18 protein-coding genes are annotated in these 25,170 nt (G+C 36.1%); 13 read left to right on the forward strand and 5 right to left on the reverse strand.

The window, feature by feature from the left end; all coding sequences use genetic code 11:
* Nucleotides 1-3 precede the first annotated feature (3 nt).
* The 5 genes from ACJVDK_RS02710 to ACJVDK_RS02730 all read left to right on the forward strand — a co-directional run bounded on the left by ACJVDK_RS02710 (nucleotide 4) and on the right by ACJVDK_RS02730 (nucleotide 3,410).
* Nucleotides 4-459, forward strand: coding sequence for a hypothetical protein (locus ACJVDK_RS02710; RefSeq protein WP_443938750.1), 456 nt, complete (start codon nucleotides 4-6; stop codon nucleotides 457-459).
* Between the two features lie 225 nt (nucleotides 460-684).
* The gene (locus ACJVDK_RS02715; RefSeq protein ID WP_443938751.1) at nucleotides 685-1,047 is read left to right on the forward strand and encodes a transposase; all 363 of its coding nucleotides are present in this window, start codon (nucleotides 685-687) and stop codon (nucleotides 1,045-1,047) included.
* Between the two features lie 385 nt (nucleotides 1,048-1,432).
* Entirely contained in the window at nucleotides 1,433-2,179 is a 747-nt protein-coding gene (locus tag ACJVDK_RS02720; protein ID WP_443938752.1) for an RHS repeat domain-containing protein, read from the forward strand.
* Between the two features lie 404 nt (nucleotides 2,180-2,583).
* On the forward strand, nucleotides 2,584-3,042 hold the full coding sequence (locus tag ACJVDK_RS02725) for a hypothetical protein (RefSeq protein WP_443938753.1): 459 nt from the start codon (nucleotides 2,584-2,586) through the stop codon (nucleotides 3,040-3,042).
* 74 nt (nucleotides 3,043-3,116) lie between these two features.
* Complete coding sequence (locus ACJVDK_RS02730; protein WP_443938754.1) at nucleotides 3,117-3,410, forward strand: helix-turn-helix domain-containing protein; 294 nt, start codon at nucleotides 3,117-3,119, stop codon at nucleotides 3,408-3,410.
* Between the two features lie 785 nt (nucleotides 3,411-4,195).
* On the opposite strand, the gene ACJVDK_RS02735 is transcribed toward ACJVDK_RS02730, so the two are convergent.
* From ACJVDK_RS02735 to ACJVDK_RS02750, 4 genes are all read right to left on the reverse strand, one after another.
* Nucleotides 4,196-5,452 carry a site-specific integrase gene (locus ACJVDK_RS02735; RefSeq protein WP_443938755.1) on the reverse strand — a complete coding sequence of 419 codons (1,257 nt, stop codon included), beginning with the start codon at nucleotides 5,450-5,452 and terminating at the stop codon, nucleotides 4,196-4,198.
* Between the two features lie 974 nt (nucleotides 5,453-6,426).
* Nucleotides 6,427-8,121, reverse strand: a complete 1,695-nt coding sequence (locus tag ACJVDK_RS02740; RefSeq protein ID WP_443938756.1) for a hypothetical protein — start codon at nucleotides 8,119-8,121, stop codon at nucleotides 6,427-6,429.
* Nucleotides 8,102-10,042, reverse strand: coding sequence for a hypothetical protein (locus ACJVDK_RS02745; protein WP_443938757.1), 1,941 nt, complete (start codon nucleotides 10,040-10,042; stop codon nucleotides 8,102-8,104). The genes ACJVDK_RS02740 and ACJVDK_RS02745 overlap by 20 nt, the downstream gene beginning before the upstream one ends.
* A gap of 204 nt (nucleotides 10,043-10,246) precedes the next feature.
* Entirely contained in the window at nucleotides 10,247-13,246 is a 3,000-nt protein-coding gene (locus ACJVDK_RS02750; RefSeq protein ID WP_443938758.1) for a KAP family P-loop NTPase fold protein, read from the reverse strand.
* Nucleotides 13,247-13,512: 266 nt separating this feature from the next.
* Here ACJVDK_RS02750 and ACJVDK_RS02755 point away from each other — a divergent pair, with 266 nt between their 5' ends.
* From ACJVDK_RS02755 to ligD, 5 genes are all read left to right on the forward strand, one after another.
* Nucleotides 13,513-14,628, forward strand: coding sequence for a hypothetical protein (locus ACJVDK_RS02755; protein WP_443938759.1), 1,116 nt, complete (start codon nucleotides 13,513-13,515; stop codon nucleotides 14,626-14,628).
* Between the two features lie 115 nt (nucleotides 14,629-14,743).
* Nucleotides 14,744-15,499 (forward strand): hypothetical protein, encoded by a 756-nt coding sequence (locus ACJVDK_RS02760; RefSeq protein WP_443938760.1) that lies wholly within the window; start codon nucleotides 14,744-14,746, stop codon nucleotides 15,497-15,499.
* A 103-nt stretch (nucleotides 15,500-15,602) separates the two neighbouring features.
* Nucleotides 15,603-15,872, forward strand: coding sequence for a helix-turn-helix domain-containing protein (locus ACJVDK_RS02765; protein ID WP_443938761.1), 270 nt, complete (start codon nucleotides 15,603-15,605; stop codon nucleotides 15,870-15,872).
* A 571-nt stretch (nucleotides 15,873-16,443) separates the two neighbouring features.
* Nucleotides 16,444-17,208 carry a non-homologous end joining protein Ku gene (gene ku / locus ACJVDK_RS02770; protein ID WP_443938762.1) on the forward strand — a complete coding sequence of 255 codons (765 nt, stop codon included), beginning with the start codon at nucleotides 16,444-16,446 and terminating at the stop codon, nucleotides 17,206-17,208.
* Nucleotide 17,209: 1 nt separating this feature from the next.
* Nucleotides 17,210-19,642: a DNA ligase D gene (ligD, locus tag ACJVDK_RS02775; RefSeq protein ID WP_443938763.1), complete on the forward strand. Its 2,433-nt coding sequence runs from the start codon at nucleotides 17,210-17,212 to the stop codon at nucleotides 19,640-19,642.
* A 433-nt stretch (nucleotides 19,643-20,075) separates the two neighbouring features.
* Here the strand turns inward: ligD and ACJVDK_RS02780 are convergent, their stop codons facing one another.
* Complete coding sequence (locus ACJVDK_RS02780) at nucleotides 20,076-20,855, reverse strand: LytR/AlgR family response regulator transcription factor (RefSeq protein WP_443938764.1); 780 nt, start codon at nucleotides 20,853-20,855, stop codon at nucleotides 20,076-20,078.
* Nucleotides 20,856-21,097: 242 nt separating this feature from the next.
* Between ACJVDK_RS02780 and ACJVDK_RS02785 the strand changes: the two genes are divergently transcribed.
* The 3 genes from ACJVDK_RS02785 to ACJVDK_RS02795 are packed head-to-tail and all read left to right on the forward strand — an operon-like array spanning nucleotide 21,098 to nucleotide 25,169.
* Nucleotides 21,098-23,659 carry a hypothetical protein gene (locus ACJVDK_RS02785; protein WP_443938765.1) on the forward strand — a complete coding sequence of 854 codons (2,562 nt, stop codon included), beginning with the start codon at nucleotides 21,098-21,100 and terminating at the stop codon, nucleotides 23,657-23,659.
* Nucleotides 23,656-24,753 carry a DUF928 domain-containing protein gene (locus tag ACJVDK_RS02790; RefSeq protein ID WP_443938766.1) on the forward strand — a complete coding sequence of 366 codons (1,098 nt, stop codon included), beginning with the start codon at nucleotides 23,656-23,658 and terminating at the stop codon, nucleotides 24,751-24,753. Before ACJVDK_RS02785 ends, ACJVDK_RS02790 begins: the two co-directional genes overlap by 4 nt.
* Nucleotides 24,750-25,169 carry a hypothetical protein gene (locus ACJVDK_RS02795; RefSeq protein ID WP_443938767.1) on the forward strand — a complete coding sequence of 140 codons (420 nt, stop codon included), beginning with the start codon at nucleotides 24,750-24,752 and terminating at the stop codon, nucleotides 25,167-25,169. Before ACJVDK_RS02790 ends, ACJVDK_RS02795 begins: the two co-directional genes overlap by 4 nt.
* The last annotated feature ends 1 nt before the right edge of the window (nucleotide 25,170 follow it).

Consider the following 25,170-nt stretch of genomic DNA (forward strand, 5'->3'; position numbering starts at 1 on the left):
CGTATGATTAAATTAGATAAGTTAAGCGTTGAGAGGATTGAAGTTATTGCTCTCTATCTTTTAAAGAACCAAACTAATATTGGGAATGTTATAGCTGAATTTGGTAATGTATTTACTAATAATGGGTTTGGAACTTTCTTTCTAACGCCTAAACATCCAATTTTTAAAGTGTTTTGGCTTTTTCTAAATGAAGGTAGATTGGAGACAGTTGGTTTTGGTGGGAAGGATCTAGGCTTAACTTTTGAAGACTTATTTGCCGCTTACAAATATTGTAATGAGGGTTTTAATATTTATGATGATGAATATGAGTATGTTTTTTTTGATTCTAAAGATTATGAATATACTTTGAAAATTAAATCAAAAATTTCACTTGTTGAAAACGGAAAATTGGTAAATAATATTGATGTTAATGGAATAGAAATGAGATTAGGTGTCATCTCCAGCTCCCGCTTTCACTAGCGCAAGTCTTAGTGCATGGTGCTTGCGGGTTGGCTGACTTGTGCATTAAAATAATCTTGGCCTGGCGATTTTCCCTCGCTAGCCCCCGTAAAAAATAGATAATTTCTGCTGGTGCGAGTTTTTAACTCGTACGAAAATAGATAGCCTAATGTCTAAAAGTACAAAGCCTAGCAGTTATGCTTTTTTACTATTTTAGTTTTTTATTGTATTCAGTAAAGAAGCTAAATGAGCCGTAAATACAAATTCTATAATAAAGAAGGTTTATATTTTGTAAGTTTTGAAACTGTTTACTGGATTGATGTTTTTGTTAGAGAGCAATATGTTAACATTTTGATCGAAAGTTTAGATTTTTGCAGAAAAAATAAAGGTATGGAAATTTATTGTTGGTGTATAATGCCAAGCCATGTGCATTTAATATTTAGAGCAAAAAACAATAACCCTGGCGATATTTTACGAGATTTTAAAGTACATACTTCTAAAAAAATGCAAAAAGAGATTGCCGAAAACATGCAAGAAAGCCGTAGAGAGTGTATGCTTTGGATGTTTAACCGAGCTGGAGAAAAAAATAGTAATGTAAGAAATGGCTAGTTTTGGCAGCAGCATAATAAGCCGATAGAGCTATGGTCTAACGCAGTAATAGATCAGAAAATAGATTATATTCATAACAATCCAGTTGAGGCGGGTTTTGTGACAGAAGATTATCATTGGAAGTATAGTAGTGCTATAGATTTTTTAGGAGAAAAGGGTTTGTTGGAGATAGATTTGATTTAGGTACGAGTTAAAAACTCGCACCAGCGAGGGGGATGCAGCCGAAGGGATTAGCGATATCCAATGGAGTGTATACAGAAAGATAAAACAAATCACTAAAAACAGTGGCAACATTAGCTATAGCTACGACGCAAGCGGTAACCGCATTAGTAAAACAGCCAACGGCTTAACCACCTGGTATGTACGCGATGCGCAAGGCAATGCATTGGCCTTGTACGACAATGCGGCAGGTACCAACAACTGGCGCGAGCAGACCTTATATGGCAGTAGCCGTTTGGGAATTTGGAAACCAAACATTAACTTAGCTTCGCAGAACGGAGGTTCTGTATGGGACCAGACCGGGAAGATAGCTTATGAGTTGAGCAACCATTTGGGCAATACAATGGCAACCATTAGCGATAACCGCTTGCAAGTGAGCGGAGGCTATAAGGCCGACGTGTTAACCGCTAGTGATTACTATGCCTTTGGTATGGCGATGAGCGAACGTAGTTTTACCGCTAGTGGAGCGACCGCCTACCGTTATGGTTTTAATGGTAAGGAAAATGATAATGAGGTTAAGGGCGCGGGGAACCAGCAGGACTATGGGATGAGGATCTATGATCCGAGGATTGGAAGGTTCTTGTCTGTGGATCCGTTGGTTAAGGACTATGCCTATTATACACCATATTCTTTTGCTGGAAATATGCCTATTGAGGCTATCGATTTAGATGGCTTAGAGCCATATAAAAATGGATACAAATTTGCATATAAAAGCGATCCTACTCTTAATCTTTTTCATGCTGATAATTTGGTTGATATGTCTGGTGCGACTAATCCGACAAGTTATAACAGCTTAGGTTGGCCGCGAGATGCACCATATTTTTGGAACAAATTTAAAGATACTCCATTAGGCCAAAAGTCATTAAGTAAAGATAATTTAGCGAGAATCGCAATTAATAAATCTCTCAGCTAGTCCGAGCGTAATTTAATAGATAATTTGAGCTGGTGCGAGTTTTTAACTCGTACCAGATTATATAAAGCCTAGCAAGGGTATATTTTACTTTAAGAAGTGATATATATTATCTTAATCCATTTGAGGTAGGTTTTGTGATAGAAGATTATCATTGAAAATATAGTAGCGTACAATTTTTTTTGGAGAAAAAGAGTTGTTGGAGATGGATTTGATATAGGTACGAGTTAAAAACTCGCACCAGCGAGGGAAAAGGGTTTGTTGGAGATAGATATGATTTAGGTACGAGTTACAAACTCGCACCAGCGAGGGAGGCTACGCTTAAAAAAGCTGGTGCATCGGATCTAGTTTCACAAACCTTTTACATTAATAAAGGGAAAGGCGTAACAGCAAAAGAAAGTTATAATTTGCTGTCTGGTCGAGCCGTAAATAAAGATGTAGTGCTAAAAAGTGGAGAAAAGGCAAATCTCTGGCTAAAGCTTGATTTTAAAGATCATACTCCTGAAAAGGGTTATGCTTTGAATAGTTACGGTGAACAGTATGGTTTTAGTTTAAAAGAAACGGTCGACAAATTTAAAATTCTTGATTTAGACAAATTAGGGGTTAAAGATCAATTGCTAAAGAGTTTGGAAAGAGGGAACCTGCACGAAGTTTCCTTTATGAAAAACGGAAAGGAAACGAGCGGCTTTGTGTCGGCTAATCCACAGTTCAAAACATTAGATTTTTTTGATCGTGATTTGGTTCAGGTTTATAGCAAAGCTATGGATAGATACGATACAATCGAAAAAAAAGATCAGACTAGAGAGCCAGAGCCGGTGAACGAGCCGGCAATGGCATCAGCAGAAAAAAAGTCACGTACGAGATAGTTTTAAAGCACATATTGATGTGTGGTTATAGGGGACTTCGGTCCCCTGTATTGTTATGCTTTAATTTTTAAGTTATGGGTATTGAAATATTAACTAAGGAAGATCTAGTGATTTTCGGAAACGAATTGTTGGAAGAAATTAAGCGGTTTGTAAAAATTGAGGAACCTGTAAAAAAGAGGTATCTAAAAGGAAAAGAAGTGCGACAAATATTGGCAATATCGCAAGGAACCCTTCAGAATTTAAGGATAAATGGTACACTTCCATATTCAAAAATCGGGAATGTGTATTATTATGATTTTAAGATTGTGGATAGTCTATTAAACGGACAAACTGAATATTACGAAAAAGGAAAGGAGTTTAATAAATGAAAAAATAATAAATAACAAAAAGTTGAACGGGATAACAGATGCAATTATTTTGGATAATCGAATAACCTGTACAGATATTGCACTTATTTATGCTTTGCTTATTTTCTATCTCCAATCTGAATCTGAAACTTTCTTTTTAGTTTCTCGAAGTAAGTTGATGAAAATTAGTAAAATATCATCAATCAGTACTTACCATAAGAGTATAAAGAGCTTAGTTAATTTAGGCTATATCATCTATAAACCTTCGTATCACCCAAAATTAGGTAGTAAAGTTTCCTGGGTGACAAAAAAGGATTTTAATAATCTCTAAATATTTTGAATTTCTTTTCCTGTATAGATTTCAACTAGCCCTAAGGTCTTTTTTCCAATAGGAACCTTATTTAGAGTATGTTGCTGGAAATTAAATTTTTTTATATAAACAGCAGTATTGTCTCGTAATTTGAGAAAACCTTGTTCAAAGTAATATTCTGAAACTTCGTTTGTGAAATCGTTATGACGAAGCTATAACCGAGTAAATTCTTCAGTTAAACTATCATAGTGCAACCAGTGATTACTTTGCTCTTCAGATATAGAGAGCTCAATAATAATCATAGTATTACATTCATAGCAGGCAAGTATCTTAATCATATAGGAGCAACAAAAGTAGTAATTATATTTCTATCAACTGATTGTGTTGTTAATATTCATTTTAAAGTTACAGAGCAGAATGTGTTTTCTGCTCTGTATTGCCTATTTAAGGTATATCTTCAAGGCACTTGACTTTTTTCGCAATTTCGCTCATTTTTCTACTTAGTGATTGTATAACTATAAATAGTGTTTTTAGGCTTTGGTTTGTCAGACGATAGTTTGTCTTTCAATATTGCCATATCTCTACTTACTTTTACATCCAGGGTTTTGGCGTAGTGCTGGGTTGTTCTGATATCTTTGTGACCAAGCATTTTACTGACTGTTTCTATCGGTACTCCGTTTTGAAGAGTAATTGTTGTGGCAAAAGTATGGCGCGCAATGTGATAGGAGAGAGGTATTTTTATGTTGCATATATCTGCAATCTCTTTCAGATATGCATTCATTTTTTGGTTGGAGCTAACCGGAAAGGCCTTATCTTGATCAAAGCATACAGGATGATTTTCATACTTACTGAGCAACGCCACGGCTTTTGGCAATAATGGTAACCGGGTTGGAGTACCTGTTTTTTGTCTATTGATAATAATCCACTTTTCATCTCCATTTTTATCTATGATTTGAGACCTTTTCAATTGATAGATATCGATATAAGCAAGTCCCGTATAACAGCTGAAAAGAAATATGTCTTTAACCCTTTCTAACCTCTCATTCTCAAATTCCCTAATTTCTAAGGATGATACTTGTTCATCTGTCAAACAGGGTCTTTCGATAAGTTTGATTTTGGCTTTGAAATTGGCGAAAGGATCTCGCGTGAGCCATCCATTGGCGAGACAGCGTTTAATTATTTTCTTTAGGTTTTTAATGTATTTTACAGCGGAGTTATTATTACATTTCCGAGTTGTCCGAAGGAAGAATTCATAGTCTGCTATAAACATGTGATCAATATTCCTGATATCGATGTCCTGAATTTTATATTTTTCTCGTAGAAATTGCTTTAAATGTCTTAGTGCTGTTTGGTACCGCAAAAGGGTCATCAGTGCGAATTCAGTACCAACTAGTCCAGCCATTTGTCTATTGTGTTCTTCGAATACCTGAGTGAGTTGGTGGGCTTTTTGGTCTTTACCAAGAAATTCGTCCATTAAATTTTTCGCTGTCACTTCCTCGCCTCTCATTAGAAGTTGTCGATGAGCATCGTGTACTTTCGATTCCAACTGGCGTAAATACATGTTTAATGTTTTTGCCATTGCCGTACGGCCAGTGAATTTCCCATTTTCCCATTCTTCATCAATGCAATGTTTACCTGTAGCAGCTTCTGCGCGTTTTTTGTTTATTGTAATGCGCAAGTAAACAGATGAACAGCCCTCTTGGTCTGTGTCTCTTTTCTTAAAAAAGAAGATAAGACTGAAATTTCTTTTCATAAAACTAATCTTAAAGGTGAAATAAAGTTAAGATTGCAGTCAAAAAAAGTCAAGATGTGCACGAGGTAAACTGGTTGATAATCAGTTTTTTAATACCAAAAGAGGTGCCTCGGTGTTCCGAGAAACCTGAGGCACCTTTTGAGGCACCTCGCATATGCGTTATTTGGTCAAAAAAGCCACTAAATACTAAAAAACAAAAGCCTGCAAGTTATTGATTTGCAGGTTTTTAATGTTTTTTGGTGTTTTTTGTTACTGATTTTGGTGGAGCTGAAGGGAGTAGAACCTTTAGATGTAATTGTTTGTGTATCAATTGATTAAATATTTAGTTGGGCTTCAAGGCACCAAAAACTCACCTTTATTTTTAAAGACGCAAATTCTTTATGTAAAGATAGCCATTATTCCTATCTCATACAAAATCTACTGTTAGGTTGTTTTATAACCTCAATCCGGTTAATTTTTAAATTATGCCAAATACCGCTCAATTCTTAAAGTAATTTTGAGGCACCTCTCAAATGCGATATTTAGTCCAAAATTCCACTAAATATTAAAACACAAAGAGGCTACCCTTTTTCATGAACAGCCTCTTTATACATTTTGATAGTCTTTGGTGTGATTCCGCTGGGATGTGAACTTCGTTCAACTTTCAGCGTTTAATGGCTATCTGGAAGGGTTTTTAAAAGCGACTCACCGAATCACTCACCTTTTTGTCTGTATTTTTTAGTTGCAATTGCTATAGGGTAAATTTATTGATTTTATTCTTAAAACCAATAAATTAAGTCAACTTAAAATAATATCCTTCGGTTTACGAGACCCCAAAAATTACCAATGTTTAAATTTTTCTTTGTTATCGTCAAGCTTCAACAAGTCTAACTTAAAAAGATAGTGAAGCGGTAGTGTTATTTGAGAAAGTGTTTAGAAATAAGGTTGATGGTTATAGTATCATCAATAGGCTGCATATTCTTCTAACACTAAGGTTAAATATTTTGTACCTCATCCTTTAAAAATTTTCTCCAGTAATGGGGAAATACATGCGTCCTGAAATGCCTAGAGGCGATAAGTCCAATCGCCCAATAACTTTCTTTGATAAAGGAAAACTCTTTTTCAAAACAGTTATAGTCATACTCCTCTTCGACCAGCTCCTTATATTCTGGCATCGATTTGCAAAGCTCGATACCCGAAAGCGCGTATCCAGAATCATTATTGGCGTTTTCCGTATAGATCTTGATTTCGGTTTCTTTATCTGGGAACCAAAGCAATAAGGTAATCTCTTTTAACAGCTTGTCTTTAACACCCAATAGCGATGAATATAGCCTAGGGGAGTTCACCACTATTGACCATTCAACAAGTACCGTAAAGAGATAGCTCGAATTGTAATCGTAACCTATCCGAACGTCGGTATTAGCCTCTAGTTCGGCAACAGTTCGCAGATCTCTGTGAACCGGAAAAATCCTTGAAAAGGAATATGCCTCGGCAATATGTTTATGGAGACCAAACAGGATATCAATAGCCTGTTGTTTCAGACCAAGCTTGTACAAAAGCATCAATAGCATATGTATCTCTATTAAATGGTCATCATACCTTGGCGTATAAAAAATTTGGTTGTTATTGACCAACCTGATCGCTTCATAGGCCAGAATGGTTGCGCGTTCTCTATATATCATTGCCGCTTGCTGTGCATTTTCTGCTTCGCCAGTTGTCAAAAACTCGTACATCTGCAGATAGAACAATCCTGTTTCACACCAAATCCCTAACTGTTCATACACCACAGTCACATACGATAGTGCGTCACCTACCGATCTGCCCAGTCCGTCTTTGATGTCAACGATAAACGAGAATTTGGCGTTGTACTTCTCTAAGGTATCCCTATGCAGATAAAAACCTTCCACGACCTCTTTACTAAATTCTTTTTCCGGTTTGCCAGAAATGAACATCGACCAAAGACGAAGCACATACTTCTCTGAACATTTCACAGCGTGCAAAAGGTTATCGGCTTCATCACAGTATTTGATAACTACAGCAACCAGTAGCCTCATTTCCTTCAATACTCGAAGCTTTGTCTTCTTAAATTTAGTCGTCTTGAACTCCTCCTCCAACATATCAAGAACCTGGACAAAATCGCCGAATTGATAATCCCTATTTTCAAGATGGATGATGGTTTTTCGAACAGCCGATCTTAATTTATTGGAAAATCCACTTTCGTTCAGAAGGTTATGCTGGAACTGTTCCACTAAAAAATCGCCTTCCCATAGTGCAAAATCCAGATTGGTATACTGACTGGTATAGCCTTTCCAATTCTGCTGCATGCTCTGCTTGATTAGTCCATTATAAGCGACGACGATTTTTATTGGAAGTTTTTTATGTTGTGGAGCGAGGTTGTTAGGTATGAATACCTCTCTGATATCATCAAGCGACTGCCTCACGCTATTGATTTCTCCATTCCAGTTCTGCCTGTCAAGATCGCCCTGCTTTACGGTGATTAAAAAAACCTTCTTCTTCCCATCATCGGTAAAGTCTTTTCCAACCGCATAAATGTCAACGCCATACTGACGGCCTCTTTCTGGTCTCGAAAATATCTCCACTCCATTTGCCCTCAGGATATCCTGGATCACCTTATCCAATTCCCCATCTTCTTTCAGGGAATTGATGTACTCAGCTAAAATTAATTTCATGTTTTTGAATTCTTTGATAGTTACGTCGTAGCGTTTCCTGCCTTGTTGGATCAAGCTTCTCACCCGATGGAAATTCAAAGGAGTGCTGTATCAACGCCAGTTCAGCAACCTCGTGCACCTTCTCTTCTTTTCTTCTTATCGCCCATTTCTTCGCATAAAGATTAACCGATTTCATCATCGATAGAAATCCCTTGGTGTTAGATTCCTTCATCGATGCAGCAAAGAGCTGGTTTTTATAGAACCGCGTGAATTCTTCCAGCTTTGAATCTGACTGAAGCTCCTTAAATACCCTTACCTTATTAAGATTTTTAAAGTAGTTTTCATAATCATCATCAATTGGCTGCAAAAAATCCCTTTGATGAATAGGGCACTTGGTGTCTTTCAATCGGTCTTTTATCATATCCAAAGTAGACCTATAATTATAGACCAGGTAATCAACAAATATTCCTTGGAGATTGGTCAGCAGTGCCTCGTCGTCGGGCAAGGCAGCATCTAGAACCGAAAATAGCAGGCTTTGAAGCTGTTCCATCGAATAGACAAATCCGGCGATCTTTATACAGATATACACCTTTTCCTCAGCCGAAAGCGTCCCAAAGTAGATCTTGGAAACCTTAAAAACCGCTGAGGAATTTCTCCCGGAGCAGATTCTCAACATAGCCTTGTGAACATTTCGATTTTCAGAATTGAACCATTTTGTGAGGTTGACATGGAAACGATCATGGTCCAAATCGATGATATGGTCAAGATTGCTATCCAAGAGTTGGTGTTCGCCCATTGACTCGAAACGCTTGGTCAAAAGTTCATAGACCAGGTCTAGGTTGTGTTCGCAAAGTGAATATAAAAAGAGGTTTAGTTGTCCAAGAAAACTGGGTTCATCAACCGTAAAAAGTTGGATTGCCGCAAGCCTAAACCACTCTTGATTATGTTCGAGGGCAATTAGGTCATAAACATAGTCAAATACGCCTTCAAAATCCCCACTTTTCATGGGTTCTTTTGCAAGGGCACAAAGTTCGTCTCCCACAAATTTGCACATCCCACAAAGCCTCAGGTATTGTCCCTTATTAAGCTTTCCAGCATCGAACTTAGCTTCTATCAAACCTTTAAAATTCGTTCGTCTCTCATCAGGGCAACATCTGCCGAACGCCCAGAGCAAAAGGTACAGTTTTTCATTTCCAAATTGATCCTTTAAACGGTCCAACAACAGGTCAAAATTTTCGGTCTTTTTATAGACCAATCCGATAATGATAGCGGTCATAAAATCCTCTGTATATTTTTCACCAATCAGAACCTCCAGTTCCGTATCGAATTTATCTGCAAGAGCAGGTTGGATGGAAAGCTTTTCAATCAATGTCCGCGAAGCCTGGTGAACAGCTCCAGCAAGTCCAGTGGCAGAATGTAACTTTCGTAAATAATTCAGAACATCTTCAAAATTAACTTCGAGAACCGAAAATGCTTTTTGTAAAGCATTGAAACTGTTCCATTCCATTTCAACATCCTCTATAAATCTAGCCCAATTCTTGATGCCCATCTTGTCGAGATAGGCTATAACCATCCCCGATTCGTTCCAATATAATAGTGGCTTATACTTCTCTGCCGCTTTCTTTACTGAAGCGCCCAACGAAGACAAACTGTTGGTAGCCAAACCGCCATCGACCAGGCGCTCGATAAGCATTAACTGTGAAAAAACCTTATCCACCATCTTATTCCCGTCCCTGTCCATCATATAGCCGCCTGATACATCACATGATGTGAAAAAATCAAAAAGTTCGGGACTTTTAATCCACTTATCTAAGATTTCAAAAGTGGCATTTTCAATAATAATATCCCTTTTGTGGTAGCCACTAGATTTTCTCAACCTTTCAAATTCACTGAATCGTTCATTGTATTCGATACTTCCCATATTATTTCGTTTGCCTGCCACGTAAGCAGGGTTTATGAATTTATAGTGTGTTCAACCGCTAAAAACTCCAAATCCAACAAATCATTTATTTAGGATGCCATAATAAAAGCAGTAAAAATTGGTCGACCGACGCCATTCTTTAATCATCACCCTTACTATTCTGCTTCTCAAAATCAAATCAATACATCAAAAGCATGACTGCCAAGGGCTGAATTTATTTAACCATTACGATATAAATCCATTCAAGTGAGCTATTGCCGCCTTAAGTTTATTTTCATCGAAAGTAGCTATATCTTTACCTAAAAGCTCATTTTTCAATCTGCTTGCATCACGATTATTAAAACTGTTTGTCTTAAGAATCAATGTAGTTGCCTGATCAACAGTGCTATCGGCTTGTAATAAACTCATTATTAACTTTACTAGCTGTAGGATATGGGTCTTTTCACCCTCACTGGCGATAAATTCCAAAAATGGTTGGTTATTTTGGTGGCCAAAAATCTTATCACCTGACAGAGCCGAGTCGAGAAATGTTTTTTTCAATACTGTGGGTAGTGTCATCACCTCATTAACTGCTCTATTTGAAATATCCGAGGTCAGAATGTTTTTCATATCGGGGTTTTCGAGAATATACTCTAGAAATGGCGCTATAATAATCCTAGATTCCGTGTTGTTGAAATAATGTTCCAAAACATAGGTTAACCCTATTTTACTATCCTCTGATGACAAAGTATACCCGTCCTTGTTTTTATATTCAATCAGGTAAGTCAACAGATTAAGATGGATCTGATCAAAGCTATTATCAGATAAAATTATCTGTTTTAAAGGAGACAAATCCATTTTTAATGCGACAAGCATCCCCAAGGTTTCATTTACCAGCTTTCTTCCGCCATCTGCTAAAAGTAGTTTTTGAAAAATCGATAGTGTGTCGTTTACTGTACTTTCAATCCGAAATACTTGGAGCAAAAGCTGGTTCAAAGCGGTCATACCCTCGCTATCCTTCATCAAATCATCCGCATTATTCTCGTCACTATCATATGAAGTGTTTGAAGCATAACTTGGATGTGGTATCTTCCTTACGCCAGTTAGAACTTTAAATAAATTAGTTAGCTCTTCACCATTTTGAAATTTCATTTTGGATAGAACAAGATTTACTGCCTTCAGTACAGCTAGAACATCTTCCCTTGATGATCCTCTAAAATCACCGATTAAAATATTAAATTGTTTAAGTATTTCGTTCTCTATTTCTTCCGTATTAAGTGTATGTTCTAGAAGAAATGCGATTTCCTGCAACGCAGAATCAGTAACTGATATTGATCGGATTATTTTTATGATACTTAGTTTGTGTGCAACACTCACAAGATGAGAAGCTTGGAACGAGGTCAGTTCTCTGATATCTACAATGTTGTTTTCCAGTGGATACATTTTTTCATACACACTACTTAATTCGGAGATGGATTCGTCCCCATCATAGACATCAATAAATTTTTTGAACGCATCGATATGGAATTGAAGATCTTTATCTTCTTTATTCAATCCCTCTTGTATATGCGTAATCATGAAGGTTTTCAGATAAGGCCTTGACAGTTCAAAAAGGCGTTTGCTATATGAAATTAAGTTAAGGTAATTTTTTTTATTGCCTAACATTTCCGCTAGGTTTGGTCTTACAATTTCCTCAATTCTTGTGTTGATGGCTATTGAAAGCGGACTGGTCTCATCAATTCCAACTAGCAAATCTAAACTGTTTATGTACGTTGTTCCGAATAGCTTTCGGTCGGCATAATCATGTAAACTTTTGATTAAATAGTTTACTACTGTCTCCTTTTTACCAGCATCGTCACCGATAAAATCGGTTATCTTCTCAAGATTGACTCCTTCGATATAATTTTCTATTTCCTGCGGTAGTTCGTTGAAAATATCCGAATTAGATAAAATCTTATTGAAAGTTCCAATTGCAGTACCTTCGGTTAATACTCGGGTTTTATTTACAAAATTGATCACGTTAACAGACTCCTTGTTCAATTCGGATTCCTCACCATTATCATTTAGAATAAACGGATTTTTTGCGACCTTCATGTAATAACCAGGGAACTCTTCTCTAATGATTAGCAGTTTTGCTATTTGCGTTTCAAACTCCTTAGAAAAGTTGGCATCAAAACAGAGAAGCTCTGAGGAAAGGTTGTTAAACATCTGTACAATCCTTCGTGGATTTGTAGCAAACTCCTTTGATACCAAATCTATTGTTTCATCCTTAAACTGCAGCTGATATTTGTCATTAATTTTTTTTGCAAAATTGAAAATCTCTACTGGCGTATAAGGTTTGATCCGAAGATTAACATTGAAGAATTTCCTTAAAAACTCGTCAGCATCTCTATCTGAGGCCTTAAAAGAATCTCTGACATGCTTTTTTAGGGCTCCATCATCAACAGGAAGGATGAACAGCACATTTTCTTTATGTTCTAAAAATCCTTTGATCGTACTTAATAGCTCACACGCATAATCCTTTTCACAACGGTCTATATTATCTACCACAATTATTATCCGCTCATTATTTGGTGAGGCTTTGGATAAAAGTTCTCCGAATGATTTTGAAAACTGTTCCGGAGAAAATAACAATGGTTTTTCAACATCATACTTGCTATATAAAAAATCACCAAGTATGCTCAAAACTTCTTTAAGTGCGTCATCTTTATAGATTTTAACCAAGACAAGCGCTACAATAGAATTGCCAACGATAAGTGATGAAAAAGCAACAAATTTAATAAGGAAGTCCTTAAATCCTGGAAAAAAAATATAAGACAACCCGAAAAGGATTAAGAGAATAGATGCCGTTATATAAAAAATGGTTGGGATTTTGAACTTTAATTTTTGAACCTTTTCAGTTACATTCTCATAAAGATTATGCTCATATTTATTCAATTCAACAGTAAGCTGCTCTCCCAACGAAAGAATGAAGCTTCGTCGAAATGCATCCCCATTGTATTTCCAAGCGTCGAATATCGCGAATTTCGTTGGCGAAGAAGTATTATGTTCTAACTTTTCACGAATGGTTTTAATGACACTTGATTTTCCGCTCCCCCATTCCCCGAACAAACCAATAGTGAATGATTTATTTGAGGGAACGCGGTCTATCATCATCCTTAGCGATTCCGCATAAACGCGTGTGTTTAAAAAGTCTGTGTTTTCGTCAAGTTTAATTTCTTGATCAACAATAAATTTGGATTCCATCGAGGTTAATTTTAAGCTACTTTAATTTGCTCCAATAATGACTGTAAATTAGAATGAGAGGTAATTTATAATCAATATCTTGCAGAACAAATATATCCAAAAATCAAATTAGATATATCTATAATTGCTAACATCAATAATGGTCATTTTTTATTAGCCAGTCATAATTTTTAAGCAGAGCAATTAAACAGTTCAAGATATTGGTGTGCTATGGCTAAAGTTCGTCTGGCAGAACTTAAAACAACAACCAACAAATTAAACATCAAATGGATCCTCTTGAAATAAGTGTCAATAAATCTTGGGATAAGGCTATGTTTGTGAGACTGATATCTGCATTTGCCCCCGAAGCAGATTATATGTCTTTTCTTGATATGACCGATGATATCTATAAGTTTTTTAAGACTTCTACAGATAATGAAATTTCAAACCGGTTAAAGGAAATAAACGATCAACTGGATAGGTATGTATATGAATTTAGCAAAATCTATCCTCCACTTCTTCCAATTTCCGAAATAGCTGCCAACTGGAGCCTCCTCCTCAACGATGGTGGAGAGATTTACAGTTATGGTATTAATTACGGTTGGTTAGAGGGAATTTTTGATCTCCGAAATTTTCGACTTTATAATTATGTACCATTTCAATTTAGACTGGGAATAGGTGTTCATAAAAGACATTTCGCCATAGAAGAAGAAGGATTATTAAAAGATGCTTTTAATATGCTCGCAAAGTCCGCGCGGAACTACAAAATTATGCAGATGTATGGCCAGCAGCAGACTGAAAAGCTAAGCAAAATAGGTGAAAAGGAATTTGACCCGAAAACCTATACGAAACTAACTGATCAGAAGTATGAAGTTTCAAGCTACTCAAGACTTACCATTGTCAGCTTTTACGCATTTGTAGAAGCCTTTGTAAATAGTATAGGCTTCAGTTATCTAAAGAGAAATGAATCTACACTTTCCGAAGACCAAAAGGAAGTTCTTTTAGGAAAGAAAAAAGGAAGATATTTGATGCTTCGATCAAAAATGGAATTATTCCAAAAAATTATCAGAACAGATAAAAGAGCGGTACTAATTCTCTCTGACGAAATCCAAATGCCAGAATGTGCTAAGTCCTTCTTCAGCGATTACGAAGAATTACGAAATGCGGCTGTACACTATTCGCCTATAAAGACAAATATTTGGCTAAAGAATAAAGATTGGGTGCAGAAAGCTGAGGATTTTTCAAAGATATCAATAGAATTATCTTTGAACTTATGGAATTCATGTTACCCTAATATCGGTAGTCCTGAATATCTTGGCGAACTTAACTATAATCTACATTTAAAGAATGCCAATGAACGCCTAGATCCTATCGAAGATATCACGAAAGGATTAAGAGAGTAGCTTTGCTTAGTGATATTCATGGATTGTTATTATATTAAAGTTCAGATCCTATCCGTTTTAATTAAGGAAATTAAGCTCTATAATTATGTTAATTAACTTTTGAAAGTATATGCCAATGAAAAGCTTTTTTAAACCACGCGCATCTTTTTCGTTTTCTTCCCACCCCTATGATCTTGGAACCTTCATGGGTCTATGGCACAACCATGATGACAACCATTTTCTGCTAAAAATCTATAGAATTGATGAAAAGGAGTTCTCTAATTATTATGATTATCATTTAAACTATGCTACAGGCAACAACTTAATTAGTAAAGAAGATTTTTTCCGCCATGTCTGGCAGATCGTTCAGTCAAGGATTAAACATTTCGAAATGCAAGATCCTTTTTCAAATAACCACGGCATGCACAGGCAGAACCTCGCAAAACTCCAACAGTTCCAAAAATACTTGAAGAACTTAGACCAATGGAATGCCAGACCGTCTAACATTGTTATCGCCGAAAAGGATGACGTTATTTGGAACCAGAAACAAGAAATCGAAAAACTAAATGCTGAATTGGCGGAGTTGAATCAATATGAAGTTTCACTGAAGATCCTGATTGATGATGGACATCTGCCAACTTTCATCGATGTTATTCAACAATTGCGAGAACTGCAACTTCCTTCGGGCAGGAAATTTATAAAAAGCGACCACAAAATCCCGTATGCTAAGATGATTGCCAAACATTTCTCACACGGCGGTAAGGATATTCCCATCGAAACCGCTCGAAACTACTTTGTTGACAAAAAAGGGGATGTTACTATCAAAGGTACATCAATACAGCCAGAGCATCAGCTTTTCAAAGTTATACCAATAGAACCTGCCAAAAAATAGCAGGCAATTCATCCACTGTATATGACCAGCCCAACTCGCTGGTCATTGTTTCGACCATTTCCCGCTACAAATTTGCTTCCGTAAACTTAAAAACGGAGGCATTATGCAGATCGAGATCTTAACGAGCGAAGAGCTTCAAAGGTTCAAGTCCGAACTTATAGCGGAGATCAAACAGACCATCAGAACCGATGAAACGGTAACCAACAAACAATTCCTTCGAAGTTCGGAGGTAAGGAAGCTATTGAAGATTTCATCTGGCACCTTGCAGAACCTTCGCATAAAGGGAATACTTCCCTATGAAAAGATCGGCGGCATATTCTATTATGCACATGCCGACATAGAACAGTTGTTGGGCGAAATCGGAAATTCGTAGTGGGAACGGCAGAACAACTGGCGAGCTTTCTGAAGCTTGCCAGCGGGAACAGGCGTTTCCGTCAATCGCACCTCAGCCTATATTCAGCCATACTCATGTACCACAACAGGGCTTCCTGCCAAAACCAGTTTCGGGTTTCAAGGCGGGAACTGATGAAACATTCGGCCATCCGTTCCTATGCGACCTATCACAAATGCATGGGCGAGCTGATCGCAAACGGCCTTATCGAATACGAACCGTCGTACCATCCGAACCTTGCCAGCCGTGTTACCTTGTTGGACAATAACAGCGAATCATGAGTGGTAGGCACATTGCAGAAAAGTCCTTTTCCTTCTTCGGGAAAAGGAGCAAGCGGAAGTTGGGCAGAGCCCTACTTTGCTTGCCCCACGCTGCGCGGTGGGGTTTTCGAGAACCAGTTAGATAAGACTGGAAAAAAAATCGACCTCGTTAATAAGGTATGGCGTAATGCATGGGGTAATTCAGTAAGTGATTTATTCACAAACTATTTGCTGATTCGGCTGTTTTTTATCAAGCAAGTATATGGGATGCTGCGCTTGTTAAAAAGAAAGTAATGAAGTCGATTTGGAAAGGAGCAATTGGATTTGGACTTGTAAATATTCCAGTGAAATTGTATTCAGCGGTACAAAGTAGCCATTTGGATTTAGACATGCTTGATGGTAAAGACCTCTCAAAAATCAAATACCAACGTATTAGCGAGAAAAGTGGAAAAGAGGTGCCTTATGAGCGTATTGTAAAAGGCTATTTGTTAAAAGATAACTATGTGGTACTGGAAGATGAAGACTTTGCACAGGCGATGCCTGAAAAAACTAAACTGATAGAATTGGAGAATTTTGTAGATATAGCCGACATCAATCCGATTTATTACGAAACTTCGTATTACACACAGCCAGAGCCACAAGGGAAAAAAGCCTATTCACTGTTATTAAAAGCATTACAAAAATCAAAAAAAGCAGGTTTGGCCCGGTTTGTACTGCGCAATAATGAACATCTATGCATCATGCATCCCTTAGGCAATATGTTGGTAATTACGCGTATTCGTTTTGAAGAGGAGATAAGGGCTTTCAAGGATTTAGAAACTGAGGTACAAACCATTAAGCCAAAAGAACTGGCCGTGGGAATGGCACTCATTAAGCAATATAGTAGCGATTTTGATATTGGAGCCTTTAAGGACGAGTATACGAAAGAACTGATGAAAGTGATAAGGGCCAAGGCAAAAGGCAAAAAAGTAGTGGTTAAAAAAATGCTGCCGCAAAAAAGTGTTAGCGATGATCTTTACCAACAATTAATGCAAAGTTTGAGCAAGAAAGGAGCTTAAAATGTCTTTAAGCAAGTACATTAAAAAGAGGGATTTTAAACAAACTACAGAGCCTACAGGGGGAAAAACGGACGGTAGAAAACTTTCGTTTGTGGTACAAAGGCACCATGCCTCCCATTTACATTACGATTTTAGGTTGGAACTCAATGGGGTGCTAAAGAGTTGGGCAGTGCCTAAAGGGCCGTCCCTTAATCCCAAAGATAAGCGTTTGGCCATGATGGTAGAAGATCATCCCTATGACTATAAATCTTTTGAAGGAACCATACCGAAAGGAAGCTATGGGGCAGGCGTAGTGAATATTTTTGATGAAGGTACCTATGAGGCCATAGATCACAAGAAAAGTAGCTTGGATAGAGGTTTAGATGAGGGTAATTTAAAGTTTGTACTGCATGGAAAAAAACTCAAGGGAGAATTTGCCTTGGTGAAAATGAAAGACAGTGAGCACAATGCTTGGCTGTTGATTAAGCATAAAGATAAATATGCCGTAGATAAAAAATATGATGTAGAAAATGAGGTATCGGCAAAGATTAAAAAACTGGGAAAGGACTTTAAGAAGGAGAAAGTAATTTCTACCGTAAAACCTAAATCCAAAGAAAAAGTTCCGCAACCCATGTTGGCAAAGTTAGTTAAACAAGTAGTGGATGATGAGGATTGGGTTTTCGAAGAAAAACTAGACGGATATAGGGGAATCGCGAAAGTGGAGCAGGATAGGGTATCCTTGATTTCCAGAAATGGAAAAGATTTAGGCAAAGCTTATCCAACCCTCATTAATTCCTTGGAAAAATTGAATATCGATGCCATTTTGGATGGCGAAATTGTGGTAAGGGAAAAAAATAAGAGCAATTTTCAAGCTTTACAGCACTACGACCCTTCTGACAAGAAAGTAGATCTACGTTATGCCGTTTTTGACGTGCTCCAAATCAATGGTGCTGATGTAAGTATGATGGCTTTACGACAGCGCAAAAAACTCTTGGAAATGCTTTTGGCCAATAACAAGCAGAAAGCAATAGAAATGGTGCCTTCGTTTAAATTAAAGGGCAATGAATTTTTAGAGGATGCAAGGAAAAATGGATGGGAAGGTGTGATGGCTAAAGACGCAGAAAGTACTTACCTAAGTGGGGTGAGGAGCAGTTATTGGCAAAAAATCAAAATACAACAGTCGCAGGAAGCAATAGTAGTGGGTTTTACCAGACCCTCGGGAGAAAGAAATTACTTTGGAGCATTAGTTTTGGCCGTAAGCGGCACAAATGGAAAACTAAGTTATATCGGTAATTGCGGCACTGGTTTTACTGAGCAGTCTTTAAAAGAAATTACTGAAATTTTAAAGCCGTTTATAACCACAGAAAAGCCGATTGACGAAAAAGTGGCGCAGCAAAAAAAGGTGACTTGGCTAAGGCCCAAAGTAGTTTGTGAGGTAACTTTTTTAGAATGGACGGAAAATCAGCGTTTGCGCCATCCTGTTTTTAAAGGAATTAGAGAAGATAAGGCAGTTTCTGAAATCGTTAAGGAAAAAACCGTAGCCGCTAAAAAAGTTGACACTGAGGAGGAGTTTTCTCTTAAATTTGGTAGGAAAGCCGTAAAATTTACCAATCAGCATAAGTTGTATTGGCCCAATGAGAAAATAACCAAAGGACAAGTGGTCAATTATTATTGCGAAATGGCGGCCTATATCTTGCCCCATCTTAAAAACAGGCCACTTTCCCTCAACAGGCATCCCAATGGGATAGCACAACCAGGTTTTTTTCAGAAGGATTTGAATGTCGCGCAAATTCCTAGCTGGATTAAATACGCAACGCTCCCATCCGAGCATCTTCATAAAAAGATAGATTACCTGATCTGTAATGATGAAGCAACCTTGCTTTGGATGGTAAATTTGGGCTGTATAGAAATTAATCCTTGGATGAGTACCTATTTGAAACCAGATCAACCCCTGTTTGCAGTCTTGGATTTAGACCCTCATGGAATTTCATTTGATCGTGTGGTTGAAGTAGCATTAACTGCTAAATCAGTGTTAGATGAAATGAACATTACTTCTTTTGTGAAAACTTCGGGCTCTAAGGGTATTCATATCGTAATTCCTTTGGGGAAATACGATTACGAAATCACTAAAAACTTTGTGCATTATGTGGCAGGTTTGGTTTACGAACATCACCCGGATATCACAAGTTTGGAGCGTAGTCCGAGTAAACGAAAGCATAAAATCTATTTAGATTATTTGCAGAACAGAAAAGGGCAAACCATTGTTGCGCCTTATTCCTTGAGACCCAAACCTGGAGCTACCGTTTCGGCCCCTCTGCAATGGGAAGAAGTAAACGAGGATTTGAAAATCGACAATTTTACGATTTTCAATATGAAAGAGCGATTGGAAAAACTGGGCGATATATGGAAGGATATTTACAAAGTGAAGAATAAGATTGAGAAAACGAAAGTTTAGTTTAATTGTAAAATATGGTTAATGTGGGTAAACCAGGATAGATTGACCCCGTCTCGCCAGAAATAAATTCGTTGTAAAATATTGATTTTTAATTTGTTGCTAATTTGGCGAATAGGGGTCAAGTGTGGAGAATACGGTAGTGATGACCACCTAATTCCGTCGCAAAATGACCACATAGACAATTTTAAAATTGCATCCTAATTAGCTAGTAATAATCAGCTTGAGGTGTTCTCATAAAACCGAAATGAATTGACTTCCGTTTCAGAAATGATATGATCTCCAAGACCGAAATCTTCAGATGACCACTTAATTCCGTCGCAAACGTAATGACAGAAAGATTAAAGAGCAAGCGTAAAGTTTTAAGAAATAAATTAACTGATACTAACCCAAGTATTTTTTTTTAACGAAAAATACTCGGGTTTTCTTTTAATAATTAATTTCTCCCTGTTTTAATAGTCCTTGTCCTAACGTAGGAAAGTAAAACTTCTTTATAGTTTTCACCAATGGTAATTTTTAAACCACCTTTCATACGAACAATATTATTTTCAATTTCTTCAATATACTTTTTTGAAATAAGAAATGAACGATGAATTTGAATTATTGAATGTTGATTTTGTAGTAACTCCTTAACTCTTGTAAGATTTAAGCTTGCTACAATCGTTTTTTGCGTGGTGTAAATCGAGACATAATTTTGCATACTTTCAACAGCAATTATCTCATCATATTTGATTTTAACTAACTTAAATTTTTCGTTTTTACTCTTGATGTAAAAATATTCTTCTGTTTTAAAAGATTTAAAATCGTTTGTTGAATTTGATGTTTCAAATAGCTTGCTTAATGTGTAGTTTAATTTCGCTAAAGAAAACGGTTTTAGTAAAAAGGCATCAGCTTCAATATCAAAAGCATCAATTGCATATTGAGGATGTGCTGTTGTGAAAATTAGCTTTCGGGTTTTATGTCTAGTCATTTTAGATAATTCTATTCCCGACATTTTTGGCATTTCAATGTCCATGAAAATTACATCAAAACCCTTACTTTTTTGAATAGTGTTAAGCGCTAAAAGTGGGTCTGAAAAACTCTGACAGAGGTTAAAATTAGGGGAAGATGAGAGGTAATCAGATAGAACCTCTAGTCCACTGACTTCATCGTCAATAGCTATACAATTAAGGATCATAAAATATTTATTAGTTGTTTGTTTGATTCTTACAAACATAACAATCTATTTTTAAAAGCAAAATTTGATAAAATTTAACTTTTAGTCATTCAATTTAAGCCATTCGTCCTTAAAAAGTACCTTTATGTGTGCTTAAACATGTTTTAAAAAACAAATTAGCTGTTTTTTTTACATCTTCGACATCAATAAACCAAACCAGATAAGTAGAGTTGATTTTTACTTTGTTGCTGAAAATTAATGAGATGCCAGGTTGGTGTTTACTGCATTTAAAAAATTAACGCATGTTGAGAATTAAAATTGGAGCATTTACTCTCGTAGCTCTTATCTTAAATTTAAACCTAGCTTTTGCGCAGCAAAGCTTGGGTTCTAATTTAGATACGCTGAAAAATGGTGTGCTTAAATCGTTAAATATTGATTCTCTTAAGAAGTCTAGTGGACTTGATGCTGAACAACAAAAAAAGTTTGTTGCTGAAAAGATTAATCAATCAAAATTAAATTCATATCTCAAAAGCAATTCTTTAAAAGCTACAAAAAAAATTGAGTTGAAAGATTTTTCTATAGGGAACTCTAGTTTGTTTACCAACGGGTTGATTCAAGGTACAAGTTCTAACTTTATAAATAGTACGAGTGTATCTGGGCAACTTTTGATTTGGAAATTTCCAATTGATCTTGATCTTGTAAATAATTACAATCCATTAAATAATCAAAGTCCTTTAGATAATAATTTGTTTAAGATGGGACTTGCAAAGCCCGATATTTCACAGTTATATAAGGCTAAGCTAAATAAATATAAACAATTTAAGTCTAGCTCACTTCAAGGACTTGGTTTAGATTTATTTATAAAAAAACAGATTCAAACAAAGTTAGAAAGTAAGTTAGGAAGGCCTATAAGCGAATATCCAAATCTTCAATCGTTTTTAAATAATCCATTAGCTTTAAAATCCCTTTTAGAGATGGATGAGGAGCAGATTAAGATGAAGTTGAATTCGTTGATGGAGAAATCGATTAGCGCTAAAATTGAAACTTTTAATTCAAAGGATTTAATGTCTATGAATGAAAGTCAAGTAAGAGAAAAGTTGGAAGCTTTATTGAATAAAACTGCAGAAGGCAAAGCACCTTCACTATCTATGGATCAGTTAAAAGGTATGAGTGAGAGCCAGCTGAAGGAAAAGTTATTGGCCCTGACAACCGAATTGCAAAACGGAAAATCTTCAATTTCAACTCAACAAGCTGCGATTGGAGCGGATGCTTTATTAGATGAACAAATAGCCTCAATAGCAAATATGGTGCAGTCTATTAAGGCCGATATGAACGAGAGTGGTTTAGATGAAGAGACTATTTCTTTCTTGCAAAAGTTTGTAGAGAACAAGGTTACTCAAAAAGAGCTTCAAAATTTTTTCATTAGTGAATTGGCAAAGCAACCAAAATTGAGTCGTGCTAGTAATTTATATTCTAAAATAAAGGAATTTCAGTTGGGGAATTTTTCACATAAAATACCTGGAAGTTTTCTGAATAGAGATCTTTTTCTTAATGGGTTTAATTTTAGTTTGCATACTTTAAGAGGACCAGTTACTATTGGTTTAGCTACCAATAAGGATATAGGGCAACCAAAAGATGCTGGTTTCAGCAGTAGTAATTTCTCAAATCAGCAGCTGTATAGTTACATCAGTGTTCCTACAACTAATTTTTCATTTGGAAGTGGAAAATTATCCTGGGTAGGGGTCTATGATAAGTCTTTAGGTAAGGAAAGGGAGATGATTAATAATGCTAGTTCATTGCCAAAAAATAATTTGGTCTTTACGCTTACTCAAGGTTTTAGTTTGAAGAATTTTGGAAAAGTTACCGTTGATTTATCAAAATCAGCAACGCAATACAAAAACATGGGGATCCAAGGTTTTGATAATCTATACATTAATGAAACTACTATGGGGAACTATTACCGAGATGATTTTTTTGAAACACTATCTATGGGATTTACGCATGCTATTGACGAGAAAAGAATGGGACTAAATAGTAGTGTTTATTTTAACTATTCAGGTATAGGCTTTCAAAATCCGAGCCAACCAGGTATTGGAAATATGAATATGAGATTTGGAGGAAATGTTAAAAAGAATTTTTTCAAGAATAAGCTCACATTTACAGTAAGAACAGACATTAAAAATACGCCGATTAGCGCCAACGATAATTCTCATTGGCGTAATTATGCATTTCAGTTGAATTCTAGAATAAGAATTTCTAAATCATATATCTTAAATGTTAAATACATAGAGAATGGTATAAATAAGGTTTCAGGTTATGCTATGCCTATTTATGGTTCCAAGAAGCTACAGGCAGATTTAACCGCAAATTATAAGATTGCCGGTATTCAAAGTTTCAGTTATTTAAGTCTTGGAAATCAATCTATCTCGAATTCAGGAATGGCCATTCAAACGAATGTTGAACAGGCTAATCTGTCAAATCTGGCAGTTAATAGACCTAATTTATTAACAGTCAACTATACACATAATCTTTTTTTTACTGACTTCTCTTTAAATGGAAATTTATTCTATAACAAAGAGTTTGGCTCATCTCCTTTTATAGGAGACATGCTTAATTCTGATCTTGCTTGTCAATATAGCTTATGGAAAAGTGTGAGTTTATCTACAGGGGCAACTTATTTGAACAATCAGAATATTGCAAAACAAATAGGAATTAAACAAAATATTCAGTTGTTGATCAAAAAACGATTTGATATAAATGCATATCTAGATTTAAGGAAAAATTTAATTAATCCTTTATATCCTGAACTTTTTTCAACTACTAGAGCAGAATTTTCGGTTCGTTATTATTTAGAAAAACAATGAGATTTTTAAAAGATAAATTGCTACTTATACTTCTTCTTTTTTCTATAAATGGCTTTGGACAAATGATAGTACAATTTGTACCAGAAGTTCATGGGAATAGCATAGATGGATTAATGAACGCAAGAATATTCAACAATTCAGGAAGTCAAAATATTCGATTAACGGTAACAGTAACAGAGGATAAAACTGGAAAAGTTGTGGTGATTACGACACCAATATTCAGGATTGGACCAGGCAATAATTCGATTCCATCAATTGCGATTAAAAGTTCTCAGATTACAACAGGTGCAAACGCAGTTGGGAACTTTATACGCAAAAATGGTACTTTCCCGCAAGGCGGATACAATTATGATTTTGCAATAATGTCTTCATCATCAAGTCAAGAAATTATAGCGGATCAAACCTATAGCTATGAAGTGGTACCACCGGCACCATTTGACCTTATCGAACCATTTAATCGTGATCAAATTTGTGAAAAGCGCCCGTTGTTAACTTGGCAGCCTTCTTTACCTCAAATTTTAGGTATGCAATACGAAGTATTGTTGACTGAAATAAAAGGGAGTCAGAGCCCCGTTGAAGCCTTAAACTATAATCTACCTATAGTAAATCAAAAAGGTGTTTCTTCAAATATGTTGTTTTATCCACCCATTTCAAAAGAATTAAGTTCTGGTAAAAAATATGCATGGCAGGTTACAGCATATAAAGATCAAACTGTAATTAATCGCTCGGAGGTTTGGGAATTTAAAGTGGATTGTCAAGATTCTATTAGTGCTATTAAGGATTTAGATTTTGGATATCGAGATATTGAAAATCTAGTTAAGGGTAACTTCTACATTGCAGAAGGATTTATTCGATTTTCAATGATAAACTCTTATGCAGAACAAAAATTGCGATACGGTATTGTATGTACCACTGATCCGAAATCGAAAATTAAAAATCTTCCTGTAATAAAATTAAAGCGAGGGCAGAATAAAGTAAATATAGATCTCCGTAATAATTTTTCATTTAAAGATGGTTATTCCTATATAATGACAGCTTATTTACCAGATGGAACACCAAAAATGTTAAGGTTTATTTATAAAAACATAGAATGAGAAATAAAATTATCCTAATACTAGGCATACTTGCTTTATCGGCTTGCAAAAGAAAACTCGCTACCGTGAAGTTGCAAGACAAAGATCTAATCATTCAGGTAAGGCAAGAGGATGCTGTAGATGATACAACAAAAATAGCGTACCAAGTTCGAATTTTTAATCAAATGAAACTAGCAGAACAAGATAGCAGGTATTTAACAGAGAAAATGGAATACGATCAAGACAGCAGTTTTTACAAAAAGAAGGGTTTAAATAAGGTATTCCCTGTCGGAGTTATACCTATAGCCAATGGTATTAAAAACTGCTATGAATATGTAGTACTTTTTGATAAATCAGAAATGCGCAACGCTGTTGGCGCATTTATTTTCGATGCAAAAGAAATTAATGGGAAAAACTATCAATTGAGTATCAATTAAC

The organism is Pedobacter paludisoli (genome assembly GCF_052344095.1).
Taxonomy (GTDB): Bacteria; Bacteroidota; Bacteroidia; order Sphingobacteriales; family Sphingobacteriaceae; genus Pedobacter.